We start from the raw sequence: 16,920 nt of genomic DNA, 5'->3' as shown, positions 1-16,920 counted from the left end.
CGGGCCTGATGGCGAAATAGACGCTGGCCGCATCGTCCTCATGACCACGCATAATCTCGGACGCGTCGGTGCCCGCTCCGACCGACCTCAGATAACCGCCCAGTTTACCCCCCGAAAAGGAAAAGCCCGCAAACACCTTGGTGTCCGGGACGGACTTATAGATCCGCTCCACACGCAACTGTTGATCCAGTGAGTAGATGTCCGAAAAATCGGCAAAGAGTTTCAGCACACTCGGCGAACGCTCGGCCTCAGGCAGGTCCGCCAACCGCGCCAGGCTCGCACGCGCGTCATCGAGTTGACCCTCCAGAAACACCTGGACCCGGGCGGCGTCGGCCAGACGCAGGTCCAGATAGTTCCGGTTCATCTCGGCCAGCGTGAACCAGACGGCCGCGACCAGGATGACGGATGTCAGGCCCAGCGCCGCAACCTCGAGCAGGAGGTTGTAGCGCCGGAAGGTGGTACGGCGCCGCTGACTCATGGGAGTTCTTGCTTGGGATCAGTCAGGAAGTAGAAGGTACCGGTGACATCCCCCGTCCGGTCGAAGGCGACCGGGCCCAGGCTGGTCTGATGCACCGGCACCGAGAGCAGGTAGCGCTTGACCTGCGCGGGATCGCTATAGCCTTGGGCGAAGGCCTCATCGAGCAGTTCCAGCGCCTGCCGCACCCCGATCGTCATGGCGTGGGCCTCATAGCCGAAACGGGCGCGGTAGCGCCGCAGATAGTCGTCGAGTGCGCTATCCTGGTGACGCGAAGGATAGGGGCTGGGGAGGATGATCCGGTCGATGGCGTCACCCGCGGTTTCCAGGATGGCCGGCGAGCGTGCCCAGGGGGTGAGCAGGATAGGGGCCTGCGGATGGAGATAGTGAAAGAGTTGCGCGATATTGCCGATGGGGGTCTGGAAGGTGCCGGCCAGGATGTAGAGCGCGTCGAAGGGCTCCGCCATGAGTGCCCGATACTCATCGGGTTTGAAATCAGACACCATCAGTGTGCGATGGACGATGCGCCACTGGCCCAGGGCCGCGAGTTCAGTGGCGAAGGCCGCAAACGCCGGGTCGGTGTAGGCGAGATTGCCGGCGTCCTGCAACACCAGGAGGCGGGTGCCCGGCCACCGGTTGACCTCGCGGGCGATGGCGCGCTGTTCCTGGTCGGCGTCGGGAATGATACGCAGGATGGCGTCGTCCTTACCGGTCAGGGCCGGGCTGGCCGAGGCCGTAGTGATCATGAGTGCCTGCGAATCCGCGAACAGGTGCATGCCGGCAACGGCACAGCGGGAAGGGTGGGTCGAGACGAAAAAGCGCACCCCGCGGCCGATGGCCTCGCGGATGACGGGAACCGAGCGTTCCGGCTGCCACTCGTCGTCCAGCGGCAGCACCCGGATGCGGCTTCCCGGATGCTCCTCCAGGAACAGATCGGCCGCGTTCATCTCGCTGGAACCAACCACCGCCGCGGAGGCCAGCCAGGCGACCACCCCCACCGCGACGGGCGGCGCCGGGCGCAACTGCCGCCACGCCATCAGGGCCGCGGCGACCATGAGCAGCAGCGCTGACCACAGAATGATCTTTTTCATCGCATTTGCCAATGATCCAGTGTCAATCAGGTTAATCCGGTCCAATTTGTTCCGCTTGCGCGCCAGCCGAATTAGTATCGGGAATTACGCTTCGCGGTACCAACATTACCCGCCTCCCGCCAAGGCCCCTGCAAAGGCCTCCAGGTCATACTCGTAGGCCCATTTCGCCAGCGCCGCGCAGAGTGCCGGATCGGTCTCCCGAAGCGCCTCCAGCAGTGCGGTGATGCGGCCGAAATCACCCAGTTCCGCCGCGTTCTTCAGGTCGGCTCGCCAGCCTTCGGGACAGGCGGTCAGGTGGGCCGCCAGTTCCTCGCCGGACAAGGCAGCCGCGGCCGGCGGCGTTTGTCCCGCCCGGACGAACCGCAGCCCTACCCGGCGCTCCAGGATGGCGAACAGTTCCTCGGCCCGGAACGGCTTGCCGGCAAAGTCATCGCAACCGCAGGCCAGAAAGTGGTCGCGGTTTTCATTGAAGGCGCTGGCGGTCAGCGCCACCACGACCGAGCGCACCGCATCGGGCCGGGCGGCCATGCGTGCCTTGATCTGTCGCGTCGCCGCTTCCCCCGACATGACCGGCATCCGCATGTCCATGAAGACGACCTGGGGCTGCCACGCCTCCCAAAGCGCCACCGCCTCGCGGCCGTCGGCCGCCTCGCGCAGCTCCAGCACCGGCGGTTGCGGATTGAGCATGTCCAGCAGGGCCCGCAGCGGCGCCCGATTGTCCGGCAGGTCATCGACGATGAGAACCCGACAGACCGGCTGGCCCGGCTCCAGGCCAAGCACGGGGAGTTCGGCCCGCTCGGCCCTGGGTTCGATGGCAGCGGTCGGCGCCAGTACCAGGGTGAAGGAGAAGCAACTCCCTTGGCCCGGCGTGCTGTCGGCGCGTAGTTCCCCCCCCATGAGCCGGACAAAGCGGCTGCTCAGGGCCAGGCCAAGGCCGGTTCCGCCCTGCACGTGTCGGCCGCTGGCGGTCTGGCCGAAGGGCTCGAAGAGCCGCGCCATCTCCGCCGGGGCTATCCCCATCCCCGTGTCGATGACGCTGAAGCGGATGAGGTCGTCCGCGACCGGCTCGACCCGGAGCGTCACCGCGCCTTCGGTGGTGAATTTGACTGCATTGCCGACCAGATTGATCAGGACTTGCCGCAGCTTCATCGCATCCCCGACGACCATCCGGGGGAGCACCGAGGACGCGACGGTCAGGGCCAGCCCCCGCTCATGGGCGCGCTGCCGGAAAAAGGACTCCGCCTCCGCCACGAGTGTGGTGAGGTCGAAGGGGGCCGCCTGGACGGTCATCCGGCCGGCCTCGATCTTGGCCATGTCGAGGATGTCGTTGATCAGGATCAGCAGGTGTTCGCCGCTGCGCTGGATCGTGGTCAGGCTGTCGCGCTGGGTGGCGTTCAGGGCCGGGTCACGGCCCAATACCTGCGCGAAGCCGAGAATGGAGTTCAACGGGGTGCGAATCTCATGGCTCATGTTGGCGAGGAATTCGCTCTTGGCACGATTGGCCGCCTCCGCCGCCTCCTTGGCCCGGGCCAATTGCTCCTCCGCCTGTTTGCGCTCGGTGATGTCCTGGCCTTGGGCGATGGTGGCGAGCGGGGTCTGCCCGTCCGCGGCAAAGAGCGTGGCCGAATTCCACAGCACGGTCCGCACGGACCCGTCACGGTGCTGGATCTTGATCTCCACGACCTCCCACCGCTGGCCGCTCAAGGTCTGGCGGATCAGCCCCATCGAGTGCTCGCACAGCGCCGGCGGAAAGAGGAGATCCAGCGATTTCCCCAGCACCTGCGCCTCGGTGTAACCGCTCAGGAACTCAAATGCCTGGTTGAAGCGCGTAATGCGGAATTGCGGATCCCAGACGATGATGGGCGCATTCGCATAGTTGATCAGGTTCTCCAGATAGGCATTGGTTTCGTGCAGTTCATCTTCCGCCCGCTTACGCTCCGTGATGTCCTGGCCCTGGGCGATGGTAGCGAGCGGGGTCTGCCCGTCCGGCGTAAACAGCGTGGCCGAATTCCACAGCACGGTCCGCTCGGACCCCTCGCAATGCTGAATCTTGATCTCCACGACCTCCCACCGCTGACCGCTCAAGGTCTCGCGAATCAGTGCCATCGAGCGCTCGCGCAACGCGGGTGGAAAGAGGGTTTCCAGCGATTGCCCGAGCACCTGCACCTCGGTGCGCCCGCTCAGGAACTCAAAGGCGTGATTGAAGCGGGTGATGCGAAATTGCGGGTCCCACACGATGATGGGGGCATTGGCATAGTTGATCAGGTTCTCCAGATAGGCATTGGTTTCGCGCAACGTCTGCTCGGCCCGCTGGCGCTCGCTCAGATTCATATTGGCACCGGTGACCCGCAACGGCCGACCGCCGTCGTCTCTGGTGATAAAGGCACGCGCAAGCACTGGTACATAGTGACCATCTTTGTGCAACAGACGAAGTTCCACCGCAAAAGTTCCCAGATGATTCCTCAGTGCGCCGTCCAAGACGCTGGTGACATGCGCAGCGTCATCGGGATGCATCCATAACCGCCAGAGATCGGCCTCCGGCCGCCGTTCGTCAGGCGCGTATCCCAATTGCTCCCACCATTGCGGAGAATAGTAGATGTCGTTGTTGATCAAGTCCCAGTCCCAGGGGGCATCGTGCGAACCCATAATGACCAATCTTAAGCGTTCCTCGCTCTCCTCCAGGGCGTCCAGTCTGGTTTGACCGTGACTTAAGGCCGCTTGCGCCTGATGGTTCTTGACGATGGTGCGCAACAGCGCCGCGCTGACGATTGAAAGCGCCAGGACCAACGCCGGGACGGGCCAGATGGTCGCGTGATGGTCGGCACCAAGCGCTTGCGGTTGATTGATAAAGGCAGGCTCGGCCGGCACCAGCCGCGCGTCGCGGCCGGCCTGAGCGCCAGCGCTCAGGGAAACGATCGAGCAGGTGAGGCTCATTGCCGCTAAACACCAGGTCGGCCAGGTTCCGCGTGGCGCGTTCATCATCGCTGTCGCTCTTCAATGCCGTCGGTCATGCGATACGCCCCCGGGTCAGCGCACTTGAGAACGCCTCCAGGTCGAAGTTGTAGGCCCACCGCGCGAGCACCGTGCGCAGCGCGGCATCGGTATCGGGGAGCTGGTCCAGCAGCACGGTGATCCGGGCGAAGTCGCCCAGTTGCACCGCGTCCGTAAGCTCCGTGCGCCATCCCTCGGGGCAGGCCGCCAGGCGGGCCGCCAGCGCTTCGGCAGATAGCGCGACCGCCGCGGTCGGCGCTTCCCCGGCCCGCACGAACCGCAGGCCCGCGCGACGCTCCAGGATGGCGAACAGTTCCTCGGCCCGGAACGGCTTGCAGGCGAAGTCGTCGCAGCCGCAGGCCAGGAAGCGGTCACGTTCCTCGTTGAAGGCGCTGGCGGTGAGCGCGACGATGACCGTTTGCACCGCCGCGGGCCGGGCCGCCATGAGCGACTTGATCTGCCGGGTCGCCTCCTCCCCCGAGAGCACCGGCATGCGCATGTCCATGAGGACCACCTGGGGCTGCCAGGACTCCCAGAGCGCCACCGCCTCCCGGCCGTCGGCCGCCTCCCGGACCTCCAGCACCGGCCGCGGCCCGTTGAGCGCGGCGAGCAGCGCCCGGAGCGGCTCCCGGTTGTCCTGCTGGTCGTCCACGATGAGGACCCGGCAGACCGGCTGGTCCGGCTCCAGGCCGACCACGGGGAGGTCGCTCGGGGTCGCGGCCGGGTCGTCGGTCACGCCCGCCGGGAGATCGATGGTGAAGGCGAAGCAACTCCCCCGACCCGGCGTGCTCGCCACCCCCAGTTCCCCCCCCATGAGCCGGACATACTGGGCACTCAGCGCCAGGCCGAGTCCGGTCCCGCCCGGCACCGTCCGCCCGCTGCTGGTCTGGGTGAAGGGCTCGAAGAGCCGCGGCAGCTCGTCCGGGGCTATCCCCATCCCCGTGTCCAGGACGCTGAAGCGGATCGCCGCACCGGCGGCCGTCTCGACCCGCAGGGTCAAGGCCCCGGCCGCGGTGAACTTGACGGCGTTGCCGACCAGGTTCATGAGGACCTGGCGCAGATGCAGCTTGTCCCCTGCCACCAGCCGGGGAACCGCCGCGCACGCAAGCGTCAGGACCAGCCCCCGATCGCGGGCGCGCGGCCGGAAGAAGGCCTCGGTCTCGGTCAGCAAGCGGTGCAGATCGAAGGGGGCCACCTGGCAGGTCATGCGTCCGGCCTCGATCTTGGCCAGGTCGAGGATGTCGTTGATAACGGTCAGGAGGTGCTCGCCGCTGCGCTGGATGGTGACCAGGCTGTCGTGCTGGGCGGCGTTCAGATCCGGGTCGCGTACCAGCACCTGGGCAAAGCCGAGGATGGCGTTCAGCGGGGTGCGGATCTCATGGCTCATGTTGGCCAGGAAGGACGACTTGGCCTGGTTGGCCGCCTCCGCCTGCTCCTTGGCGGCAATCAGGGCCGCTTGCCCCTGCTGTTGTTGGGTCAAGGCACGCGCCAAGGCGATATTGCCGTGGCTCAGGCGCGAGATCATCTGCGCGAACTGCATGAAGAAGTGCATCACCAGGGTCACCTTGTCGCGGCTCCAGCGCGGCACCTGGTCATAGGCGGCCAGATAGGCCGCTTCGTCGAACCCATAGCGGCGTGCCTGGGCGCGGAACCCCTCGCGGTCCGGCGGTTCGTCATCGAAGAAAAACTGACCGAGGAACAGATTGCCGAGGTGCTTGCCCTGGATCACGATCGGGGTCACCACATCGCGCATGCCGTTCGCGCAGCGGTGGGTGCGAAAGGTGCCCGGTGCCACGCCCTCCGAGAGGAGCGTGTCGCTTTCCAGACAGTTGCGGGCGGTGTCCGGATTTCCCCGGTGGAATTGCGTACAGATCGTCTGCCAGCCGGTGGCCACCAGCACCTTGCCCTTCAGATCGAGCAGGGCCACCGCGAGATTGGTGAGCCGGAAGAAATTTTCCATGAGGCTTTGGAGTTCACGACAATCGATGATGTCGGCCAGATCCAAGGTCTCCAGGTCCCCATCCGGGGACAGCAGGGCACTGAGCTTCGCGCGCACGCGCCCCTCGCTCTCGCCCAGTTCGCGGGTACGTTCGGCCAGGGCCCGATTCGCCCGACCGGCCTGCTCAAGGGCGGCGGTGACCCGCAGGTGGTTGCGCGACAGGGCGAACGCGATGAAGGCCAGGGCCAGGGTCAGGAGCGCGCCGGCGGCCATGACCGTGAGGCTCGTTTCCACGCCACGCTCAGCGCTCAGATAGGCCGGCAGCGGCGCGATCCGGACGGTCCAGGTGCTGCCCGCGACGGCGAGTCGGCGCTCGGTCTCCAGGGGCGCGGGCGCGGCGCCCGCTTCCCGGTTGAGCGTGTAGAGCACATCGGGGGTCTGGGATTGTGTGGCCTCGATCGAGATTGCGAGCCGCCTGGACAGCTCGGGATATTCCCCGCTCAGATACGCATCCACCAGGTCCTTGATCCGCAAAGCCGCATAGACCCAGCCGCGCAGGGCCGCCCGCCGCTGCGCGACGCTATCCAGGGGGAGACCGCTGCGATAGACCGGCACGAGCATGAGGACCCCGGCCTGGACGTCCCGCTCGGTCTCCTGTTTCAGCGTCACATGCTCGGACATGGCCGCCTGGTTTTCGTCGCGTGCCCGGGTCACGGCCGCGTAGCGCACCGGCTCCGTCAACAGGTCGAAGCCCAGTGCACGCCGGTTGCGCCAATCCAGGGGCTCCACATAGACCACCGGGGCGTAGGGATCGCGGTCGCCGGGCGGCCGGATCTCGTAGTCGGGAAGACCCTGGGCGCGGATGGCCGCGACGTGGTGGGCCTGCTCGCCCGCGGGTACCAGGGCGGCGTAGCCGATCCCCTGGATGCCGGGATAGAACTCGGCGAGGCGCAGCCCCTCGACATAGCGGCGGAACTGATCGCGGCTGACCTCGCCGGTGCTCGCAAAGAGCCCGGCGACCCCGCGCAGGATCTGGGCGTTGGCGAGCACCCGTTGCGCGAGACTGCTGACCACCTCGTTGACGCGCAGCTTGAATTCCGCCCGCTCCATCGCGCCTTCGCGCTGGCGCAACGCCGACCCCAGCCCCAAGGTCAGCAGGAGACCGCCGACCAGGATCAACCAGGGCATGACCTGAAAAATGCGTCGCGCAGGCGGCGAATTGATATCGTTGGTCGGCATTGACCACCTTCGTGTGGGGCGGGGGACGGGTCTGGAACCTGCCCCAAGGCCCCGCCAGGATAGGGCCGGAGTAGGGAGTCTGAACCCCGAGGATGCTATCGCTATATAATAGCGTTAAGATGACGCAACAGTGCGGGCATCGTTTTTGCTTTGGTGGGATTCATGATGAGACGACCAGGCTGCACGCCATGAACCAGGCTGGAACACGCACCCGGTGCCGGTCATGCGCATCCTGATCGTCGACGATATCCCGGACAATATCCGGGTACTGAGCCGGATGCTGGTCGATGACGGACACCAGGTCTCCGCCGCCACCAACGGCCGCGCGGCCCTGAAGCTCGCCGACTCCTGCGCCCCGGACCTGATCCTGCTCGACGTCATGATGCCGGAGATGGACGGCTACCAGGTGTGCGCGGCGCTCAAGGCCGACCCGCTGCTGCAAGCGATCCCGGTCATCTTCATCACCGCCCTGACCGACACCGAGGACGAGACCCGCGGCCTGGCGCTGGGTGCCGTGGACTACATCGCCAAGCCGTTCAAGGAGGCCATCGTGCGGCTGCGCGTGCGCACCCACCTGGAGCTCAAGCGTCAGCGTGACCTCCTCAGCCAACTGTCGCACCTCGACGGCCTGACCGGAATACCCAACCGCCGGGCGTTCGATGAGCGGTTGGATCGGGAGTGGCGACGGGCGCTCCGCGCCGGCGAACACCTGGCCGCGGCGATGGTCGATATCGACCACTTCAAGGAGTACAACGACGCCCACGGCCATCTGGCCGGGGATGACTGTCTGCGCCGCGTGGCCGAGGCCCTGGCGGCCGGGCTCGAGCGGGCGGGGGATTTCATTGCCCGCTACGGTGGGGAGGAATTTATCTGCCTGCTCAATGGGATCGACGACCAGGGGACCGCGGTGATGGCCGAACGGCTGCGCGTCGGCATCGAGTCGCTGCGGCTCCCCCACGGCGCCTCACCGGTGTCGCCCTGGGTCACCGTGAGCGTCGGTGCCGCGTGCCAGCGGCCGACACAGGAAACAGCGCCGTCCGAAGTCGTCGCGGCGGCCGATCTGCAGCTCTTCACGGCCAAGCGACTCGGGCGCAACCGGATCAGTGTGACCCTGTGATTCCGTAGCGTTGTCGCTGTCGTTGTCGCTGTCGTTGTCGTTGTCGTTGTCGTTGTCGAGGTTATCGTAGCGCCCCGGAATCTCTCGCACGCCGAATTTGATCGTTTCTCCGATTACGACAACGACAACGACAACGACAACGACAACGACAACGATTGTGTAGTGTTTAACTTGTTCTTGACTCGTTACTAATCCTCCGGACCCAGACTCCGCGGGTCCTGGTGAATGGTGATATCCGCCCCGGGGAACTCGACCCGCAGGGCGGCCTCCACCTGGTCGCAGATGCGGTGGGCGGCCAGCAGCGCCAGGTCGTCGTCCAACTCCAGGTGCAGTTGCATCACCGGGACATGTCCGGAACGACGGGTGCGCAGTCCATGCACGCCCAGGACCCCCGGCACCGCCGCCGCCACCGACTCGATCCTGGCCCGATCGTCCACGCTCAGTTCCCGATCCATCAGCAGGTCCACCGCCTCCCGGGCGATCTGAACGGCACTGTAGAGGATGAAGAGCGCAATCCCCAGCGCGAAGATAGGGTCCAGGCCCGGCCAGCCGAACATGGCGCAGACAAGCGCGATCAGGGTCGCCGAATTGGTGGCCAGATCCGTGGCGTAGTGCAGCGCGTCGGCACGGATCGCGGTCGATCCGGTCGCGCGGATGACATGCCGCTGAAAGCTCAACAGGAGCAGGGTCGCGGCCATGGCGAAGACCATGACCGCGACACCGACCCCCAGGTCTGCCAGGGGCTGGGGATGGATCAGCCGGTCCACTGCCTGCAGGGCCAGGAAGGCGGCGGAACCGGCAATGAAGGCGGCCTGGCCCAGGCCGGCGAGGGACTCGGCCTTGCCGTGCCCGAACCGGTGCTCGGCGTCCGCGGGCAGCAGTGACCAGCGCACCGCGAGCAGGTTGACCACCGAGGCCCCCACGTCCATCAGCGAGTCCACCAGGCTCGCCAGGACACTGACCGAACCCGTGATCAGCCAGGCGGCCAGTTTGACCAGGATCAACAGGGTTGCGGTCGCCACCGAGGCATAGGTGGCGAGGCGCAACAGGCGCGCCTTGTCATGGGTCATGGTCATACCGGGTAGGTCTCAAGAGCGGCGCGGATGCGCTCGGGGGCGAGCCCCAGGGCCCAGGCCGCGGCGACGGCGGCGAGCGCGTTGCCGACCGGGAGCACGGATTGACCAGCCGCGTCACAGGGCAGCCGCGCCAGGGGTAACAGGGCCTCTTCGCCGTCGCCGGTGACCAGACAGATGCCGCCGTCACGCTCCACCACCGCCCGGCCGCCCTGCGCCAGCGCGGCGCTGACCACGGGGTGCGCCGGGTCGCGGGAAAACCACAGCACGGCGCCGCGGCTGCGCTCGGCCATCCCCGCCACCAGGGGGTCCTCGGCGTTGAGCACGGCGCAGCCGTGGGCCGCCACCGCCTCCACCACACAGCGCTTGACCCGTACCAGGTCCTCCAGGGCCGCACTGTCGGGCAGTGCCTGCGTGTCTGCGTGAGCGAGCGCAGTCACTACGCCGACCAGGCACCGGTCGAAGCCCAGCCCCTCGCCGCGGATACCCTCAGCCCCGACCGCCAGCACCGCCGCCGTGAGGCGCGGATACAGCAACAGGTCATGGGCCGCCGCGGGGCCGGTGGCGTCGCGCGCCGCCAACCGGCGCTCGCCGAACTCAAGGCCCGCACTGGTCGCCAGCCCCACCAAGCCGTCCGGGGCACGCAAGAGCCAGGCAATGAGCCGGGCGGTGCCGTTCTTGCCGCTGACCCCGGTGACCGCCACCAGGGGGATGCGGCCGTCCTCCCCGGGCGGAAACAGCAGGTCGATGATCGCCTCGCCCACCGGGCGCGGCAAACCGGCGGAGGGCTCCAGGTGCATCCGCAGCCCCGGCCCCGCATTGACCTCCACGATCGCGCCGCCCTGTTCCTCCAAGGGACGGCCGATGTCCTGCGCCAGCACATCGACCCCGGCCAGATCGAGGCCGACCACGCGGGCCGCGTCCACCACGCGGGCGGCGACCTGCGGGTGCACCAGGTCGGTCACGTCGGTGGCGGTCCCGCCGGTGCTCAGATTGGCGTTGTGACGCAGGATGACCCGCACCCCGGCCGCGGGCACCGACTCGGGCGTCAGCCCCTGTTCGGCGAGGATCGCCAGCGCAATCGGGTCCAGTTCGATCAGGCTCAGCATCGTGGCGTGACCGGCGCTGCGGCGCGGGTCCCGGTTGACCTCAGCCACCAGTTGGCGGACGCTCGCCTGTCCGTCACCGCTCACCTGGGCCGGCTCGCGGCGCGCCGCCGCGACCACGCGCTCACCGACCACCAGCAGACGGAAGTCGGCACCGGGGACGTAGCGCTCGCACAGGACGTCCGGACCCTCCCGGCGGGCGGCGGCGAAGGCCTGCTCCACCTGCCCCGGCGTGCTCAGGTGGGCCGTCACACCGCGGCCATGGTTGCCGTAACGCGGCTTCACCACCACCGGCGCACCCAACTCCTGGGCGAAGCGCCAGGCCTCCTCCGCGCTCGCCACCGGCCGCCCCACCGGTACCGGCACCCCCGCGGCGGCCAGCAGGATGCGCGTCAGGTCCTTGTCCTGGGCGATCGACTCGGCGATGGCGCTGGTCCGATCGGTCTCCGCGGTCCAGACCCGGCGTTGGCGCCGGCCCCAGCCCAGTTGCAGCAGGTTCTCGCTACCCAGACGCCGTACCGGGATGCGCCGGGCGCGGGCGGCGGCGGCGATGGCATGGGTACTGGGGCCCAGGCGCACCTGGTGACAGAGCGCACGCAGCGGTTCCAATTCGTCCGCCGGGTCGAAGGGGCGGTCGTGGATGGCGGCGAGCAACAGGGTCCGGGCGGACTCCACCGCCGCGCGACCCAGGGCCTCCTCCTCGTATTCGATGGCGACCCGGTAGACCCCGGCCTCGTCGGTCTCCCGGGCCCGGCCGAAGCCCACCGGGGTACCGGCCAGGGTCTGCAGCTCCAGGGTGACGTGCTCCAGGCAGTGGGCCATATAGGTGCCCCGCTCCAGGCGCTGGAAGAAGCCGCCGCGCTCACCCGGGCTACAGTGGTGCTCGATCAGGGACGGCAGCCAGGACTTGAGACGCTCATTGAAGCCCGGGATCTCCTCCGAGGAGCGATCCTTGATCTCCCCCAGGTCCAGCAACAGTTCAAGCACCGGGCGGTGCGCCCAGATGTTGGGACCGCGCAGGACCCGCAGGCGTCGGATATCGAGCAATTAGACCCCCATGCGCCGGCGCATGGCACGGCTGGGCAGAAGAAACGTAAACCTCACGCCTGCATCACCGGGGCCGGTTGCTCCGGGGCCGCCGCGGCGCCCAGCGGCAGGTCATGCAACGACAGTTCGCGGAACGCCTGATCCGCGGCCAGGCGGGCGCGGACATAATCGACGGTCTCGTCGATCACGTCCGCCTGGACCAGGATCAGGTCCCCCGGCTGGGCCAGCCACAGGGCCGCCTCCACCGCGTGCCGCCAGCCGTGGATGGTCCGGACCTCCTGCACCCGCTCGCCGGCCGCCAGCCCCCGGGCGAACAGTGACATGATCTCCCCCGGCAGGCGCCCACGGGTGCAGTGGTCCTCGTAGAGGATGACCCGGTCGAAGGCCTGGCCCAGGATCTCCCCCTGCCGGATCAGGTCGACATCGCGCCGGTCCCCCGCGGCCGAATAGACCGCGAGGCGCCGCTGGTGGGGAAAGGACTCCAGGGCCGCGATCATCGCCAACAGGGCCGAGGGGTTGTGACCATAGTCGAAGACCACGGTGGCACCGTTGATGCTGAGCACGTTGAAGCGTCCGGGGCTGCGGTCCAGGTCGGCACCGAAGGTCTCAAGCGCGGCGCCGATGGTCTCCAGCGGCAGGCCCAGGGCCCACAGGGTCGCCGCGGCGGCCAGGCAATTCTCCACCTGGAAGCCGATCCGCCCGCCGTTGGTGAGTGGAATCCGGCGCAGCGACAGCAGGACCCACTGCGCCTCGCCCGCCGCCAGGATCAGGTCCTGCCCCCGCACGAAGGCCGCCCGGGCGCCCTCGCGGCGCTGCCGCAGGATCACCGGGTGGTCCCCGTCGCGCGCAAAGTACAGCACCGAGCCCTTGCAGTGAGCGGCCATCCGCGCGACCAGCGGGTCCGCGGCATTGAGCACGGCGGTCCCCCCGGGGGCGACCCCGCGCACCACCGCCTGCTTGACCTCGGCCAACTCGGCCACGGTGTCGACCCACCCCATCCCCAGGTGATCCCCCTCACCGATATTGGTGACCACCCCCACGTCGCAGGCGTCGAACCCCACTCCCTCGCGCAGGATACCGCCGCGCGCCGTCTCCAGCACCGCGGCCTCGACCTGGGGATTGAGCAGCACCAGGCGCGCGCTCTGGGGTCCGGCGCAATCGTCGGTATCGATGCGCCGGTCCGCGAGATAGATGCCGTCGGTGCAGGTCATGCCGACGAAACGTCCGGAAACACTGAGCCCATGGGCGATCAGCCGGGTGACCGTGGTCTTGCCGTTGGTGCCGGAGACGGCGACGATCGGGATGCGCCCGGTCTCGCCCGGTCGGTACAGGGTCTCCAGGAAGGCCGCGGCGATCGGGCGCGAGCGCACGCACTCCACATAGAGGTCCAGCGGCGGGGCCGCGATGACCTCGCTGATCAGCCCGCCCTGGGACTCCAGGGGCCGGGCGATGTCCGCCGCCGCCAGGCGGACCTCCGCCGTCGCCAACCCCAGGACCCGGGCGGCGTCCAGGACCCGGGCGCGCACCTCCCCGTGGATCAGGCCGCTCACGTCGGTGACCGTCGGGCCGGCGCCATTGCCGCCCCGCCCCGGCTGCCAGTGCAGCGCGGCCAGGACGCGCCGCCCGGCGACCAGGACCCGATAGTGGGCGCCCGTCACGGGCGCCTCGGCGCAGGCCAGACCGGCACAGGCCAGGAGCGCACTGAGCAGGCCGCGCTGCGCCGCCGCGTGCTCGGCCAGGGGTGTGCTGGGGGCCAGCGCGGTACACAGGAGCCGCCGCTGCCGGGCACCGTAGCCGAGCTGCAAGACGCTCCCGGGGAGCCGCCGGGTGGGGATACCGCGCGCCTGGGCCGCCCGCAGCAGCGCGGCACAGGTCGGCGTCGGGCCGGCCTCCAGGGCCAGGGCGCGCAGCCCCGGCAAAGGATTGGGAAGTTCGTCGTCGGTCGCCGCCAGCCCGGCGCGGACCAGGTCCAGGGCGGCCGCGGCGCAGGCCTGCGGGGGGGCGCCCTCGACGAACGTAAAGGCGAGCCGGTACAGGCCCGACTCCGAGGTCCGGCGCACCCGGGAGAACCCCGGCCGCACCCCGCTCTGGGCGGACAGCTCCAGGATGGTGGCCAGGAACACCTGGGCGAGCCAGCGCTGATGTCGCCGCTCATGCAGCGGATCATCCGGGTCCGCGGGCGGTCGCCGCGGCAGGGTCAGGCCCGGCAGCCGGGCGGTCAACTGGCCGCGCAGGCGCCCGGCCGATACCAGCCACTCACCGGGTGGGTGATCGGACAGATCGAACCAGACCTCGACCACCGGAAAATCGGCCCAAAGGTTGGGGCCGAGCAACGCACGGACTCTGCGGATATCCACGGATCTGATCCGAACTCAATGGCGAACGGGCTATCGGGTCCGGGCTGCGGGCCGGTCGGCGACTGGAGGTCGACCGCCGTCTCAAGGCCCGGGAGGCACCTAAAGGGTAGAGTCAGGGGCCGGATGCCCGCCGCGCGACCCAGGATCGACCCTCCATGGTCCACAACGGCGACAAGCGAAGGTCGAGGGTGGGGAGGTCGGCCCGGGATTTTATGCCGAGCGCCGCGTAAAGTCGAGATCTGTAAGGGAGACGCGCGGCGACGCGCAGCCCCGCAACCAGTCCGCGGGCGCGCTCGGGGCGTCGTTGCGCAAGCGCCAGGCCCGAGGCCCTGCCCATCGCCTTGGACGCCCGGCGACGCGCGGCTTGTGCCTTGATTTTACTGAATGTACCATGCGTCTTACCGAGTCCCTCAGCTGACAATCCGGCAGTGGTTATCGTAGCGCCCCGGATTCTCTCGCACGCCCTGATGCTCAAGGGCACCGGCATCGCGCTCGGCACCACGCTCTTGGTCGCGGTCGCGGCGCTGATCGTCGGCAAGGCCTTTATGTTGGCGGACCTGCTGCTCATCATCAATCGCATCCGGACCGGCCCCTGACCGACAACATCACCTGGAAGACCGCAATCTACCTGGCGGTCGCCGGGCTCATCCACTACCTGGAGCGTCTCATCGACTATCCTGAAACTGACGCCACCATGAATCTGATCGGTCGCCGTCTGGCGCTGCTGGCGCTGCTGCTGGCGCCCTTTTCCGCGGCCGGCGGCGACACGGTGCGGCTGCAACTGAAGTGGCAGCACCAGTTCCAGTTCGCCGGGTATTACGCGGCCCAGGCGATGGGTTACTACCGGAACGCGGGGCTGGAGGTCGAAATTCAACCCGCCGAACCGGGAGAAGACCCGGTGCGGCAGGTGATCGAGGGCCAGGCCGAGTTCGGCGTCGGTTCCACGGAGTTGCTGCTGCTGCGGGAACAGGGGGTACCGATCGTGGTCCTGGCGGTCATCTTCCAGCATTCCCCCCTGGCGCTCATGACCCTGAAGCATGATGGTATTCAGACCATTCATGACCTGGCCGGCCGTAAAGTCATGATCGAGCCGGGGTCGGCCGAGATCCACGCCTACCTGCGCCGAGAGGGGATCTCCGCCGACAAGCTCACGCTGGTGCCCCACACCTTCAACGTCCAGGCGCTGCTCTCGGGCGCGGTGGACGCCATGTCCGTCTACGTCACCGATGAACCCTTTGCGCTGAAACAGGTAGGGCGGGAGTACCTGCTCTATTCCCCCCGAGCGGTGGGGATCGATTTCTACGGCGATAACCTCTTTACCACCGGGGATCTGCTCCGCAGGCAGCCCGAGTTGGTCAGGAAGTTCCGGGAGGCGAGTCTCAAGGGGTGGGACTACGCGATGCAGCACCAGGAGGAGGTGGCACGGCTGATCTTCGACCGTTACAGCCAGCGGCACAGCCTGGAACACCTCCGGTTCGAGGCCCGGCAGATGGAGTCGCTGCTCCAGCCGGCGCTGATCGAAGTCGGCCACATGAATCCGGGCCGGTGGCGCAATATCGCCGAAGTTTACGCCGAAATGGGGATGCTGCGGCGGGACTTCGACCTGAAGGGTTTTCTCTACGATCCCAAGCCGAGGGACCTGACCTGGCTTTTTGGTGTGGTTGCCGTCGTTGCCTTCCTGCTGCTGATTGCCGTTCTGGTGGCGGTCCGTTTTGCCCGGCTCTCCAAGGCCTTGCGCAAGAGCAATGACGAGCGGGAGAAGACCGCGGCGGTGCTCCAGGAAAAGGAAGACAAATACCGCATTCTCTTCCTGGATTCACCGGATGCCTATCTGATCGTCAGCGACGGTGTGTTTGTCGATTGCAACCGGGCCGCCGAGGCCATGCTGGGGGCCGGACGGGCGGAGATTGTCGGTCTCGCGCCCGACGGAATCTCTCCCGCATTCCAGCCCGATGGCAGAAAGTCGATGGATGCGGCTCGGGAAAACATCGCCCTCGCCTTGCAGTACGGCCGTCTCACCTTCGAGTGGGTCCACCGCCGCCGGGACGGCACGGACTTCCAGGTCGAGGTCTCCCTTGCGACGATCCGCCTGGACGGAAAAGACGCCTTCTTTATCACCTGGCGCGACATCAGCGAACGCAAGCAGGTGGAAGAAGAGGTCTTGCGCAGCAACACCCGGTTACAACGTTTGGCGGACATTCTTCAACATCCTTCCGAAACGATTCAGGAATTTCTTGATTACGCCCTGGAGCAGGCGCTCCAACTGACCGCAAGCAAGCTCGGCTTCATTTACCATTATCATGAAGATAACCGGGAGTTTGTCCTCAACACCTGGTCGCGGGAGGTCATGCCGGAATGCGCCGTGGTCAATCCTCAAACCTGCTACGAGCTGGATCAAACCGGAATTTGGGGCGAGGCCGTCCGCCAACGCCGTCCGATTCTGGTCAACGATTTCCAAGCCGCTCATCCCTTGAAAAAGGGGTAT

10 protein-coding genes are annotated in these 16,920 nt (G+C 67.6%); 3 read left to right on the top strand and 7 right to left on the bottom strand.

The window, feature by feature from the left end:
• The 4 genes from QZY48_RS21290 to QZY48_RS21275 form a co-directional block, all read right to left on the bottom strand.
• Positions 1–478 (bottom strand): hypothetical protein (locus QZY48_RS21290; protein ID WP_295434929.1); only part of this gene is annotated, 478 nt, incomplete at its 3' end.
• Entirely contained in the window at positions 475–1,566 is a 1,092-nt protein-coding gene (locus QZY48_RS21285) for an ABC transporter substrate-binding protein (RefSeq protein ID WP_295434927.1), read from the bottom strand. The genes QZY48_RS21290 and QZY48_RS21285, both read right to left, overlap by 4 nt.
• 105 nt (positions 1,567–1,671) lie before the next feature.
• Positions 1,672–4,500 carry a PAS domain S-box protein gene (locus tag QZY48_RS21280; protein ID WP_295434925.1) on the bottom strand — a complete coding sequence of 943 codons (2,829 nt, stop codon included), beginning with the start codon at positions 4,498–4,500 and terminating at the stop codon, positions 1,672–1,674.
• A 73-nt stretch (positions 4,501–4,573) separates the two neighbouring features.
• Positions 4,574–7,735 (bottom strand): CHASE domain-containing protein, encoded by a 3,162-nt coding sequence (locus tag QZY48_RS21275; protein WP_295434923.1) that lies wholly within the window; start codon positions 7,733–7,735, stop codon positions 4,574–4,576.
• A 223-nt stretch (positions 7,736–7,958) separates the two neighbouring features.
• Here QZY48_RS21275 and QZY48_RS21270 point away from each other — a divergent pair, with 223 nt between their 5' ends.
• On the top strand, positions 7,959–8,852 hold the full coding sequence (locus tag QZY48_RS21270; protein WP_295434921.1) for a diguanylate cyclase: 894 nt from the start codon (positions 7,959–7,961) through the stop codon (positions 8,850–8,852).
• Positions 8,853–9,040: 188 nt separating this feature from the next.
• On the opposite strand, the gene QZY48_RS21265 is transcribed toward QZY48_RS21270, so the two are convergent.
• The 3 genes from QZY48_RS21265 to QZY48_RS21255 are packed head-to-tail and all read right to left on the bottom strand — an operon-like array spanning position 9,041 to position 14,435.
• On the bottom strand, positions 9,041–9,928 hold the full coding sequence (locus QZY48_RS21265; protein WP_366929744.1) for a cation diffusion facilitator family transporter: 888 nt from the start codon (positions 9,926–9,928) through the stop codon (positions 9,041–9,043).
• Positions 9,925–12,078 carry a cyanophycin synthetase gene (gene cphA, locus QZY48_RS21260; protein ID WP_295434919.1) on the bottom strand — a complete coding sequence of 718 codons (2,154 nt, stop codon included), beginning with the start codon at positions 12,076–12,078 and terminating at the stop codon, positions 9,925–9,927. The genes QZY48_RS21265 and cphA overlap by 4 nt, the downstream gene beginning before the upstream one ends.
• Positions 12,079–12,131: 53 nt before the next feature.
• Positions 12,132–14,435 (bottom strand): Mur ligase family protein, encoded by a 2,304-nt coding sequence (locus tag QZY48_RS21255; protein ID WP_295434917.1) that lies wholly within the window; start codon positions 14,433–14,435, stop codon positions 12,132–12,134.
• 467 nt (positions 14,436–14,902) lie between these two features.
• Between QZY48_RS21255 and QZY48_RS21250 the strand changes: the two genes are divergently transcribed.
• Positions 14,903–15,031, top strand: coding sequence for a hypothetical protein (locus QZY48_RS21250; protein ID WP_295434916.1), 129 nt, complete (start codon positions 14,903–14,905; stop codon positions 15,029–15,031).
• 98 nt (positions 15,032–15,129) lie between these two features.
• Positions 15,130–16,920: ABC transporter substrate-binding protein (locus QZY48_RS21245; protein ID WP_295434914.1), on the top strand; the 1,791-nt coding region annotated here is incomplete at its 3' end.

Origin of the sequence: uncultured Thiodictyon sp., from assembly GCF_903828115.1 — a bacterium.
In the GTDB taxonomy this organism is placed as follows: Bacteria; Pseudomonadota; Gammaproteobacteria; order Chromatiales; family Chromatiaceae; genus Thiodictyon.
This window is presented reverse-complemented; position numbering and strand designations above follow the sequence as displayed.

Bases quoted from the DNA above. Each gene is read 5' to 3' on its own strand.
- QZY48_RS21285 (WP_295434927.1), bottom strand. From the start codon at position 1,566: ATGAAAAAGATCATTCTGTGGTCAGCGCTGCTGCTCATGGTCGCCGCG.
- QZY48_RS21280 (WP_295434925.1), bottom strand. From the start codon at position 4,500: ATGAGCCTCACCTGCTCGATCGTTTCCCTGAGCGCTGGCGCTCAGGCC.
- QZY48_RS21275 (WP_295434923.1), bottom strand. From the start codon at position 7,735: ATGCCGACCAACGATATCAATTCGCCGCCTGCGCGACGCATTTTTCAG.
- QZY48_RS21270 (WP_295434921.1), top strand. From the start codon at position 7,959: ATGCGCATCCTGATCGTCGACGATATCCCGGACAATATCCGGGTACTG.
- QZY48_RS21265 (WP_366929744.1), bottom strand. From the start codon at position 9,928: ATGACCATGACCCATGACAAGGCGCGCCTGTTGCGCCTCGCCACCTAT.
- QZY48_RS21250 (WP_295434916.1), top strand. From the start codon at position 14,903: ATGCTCAAGGGCACCGGCATCGCGCTCGGCACCACGCTCTTGGTCGCG.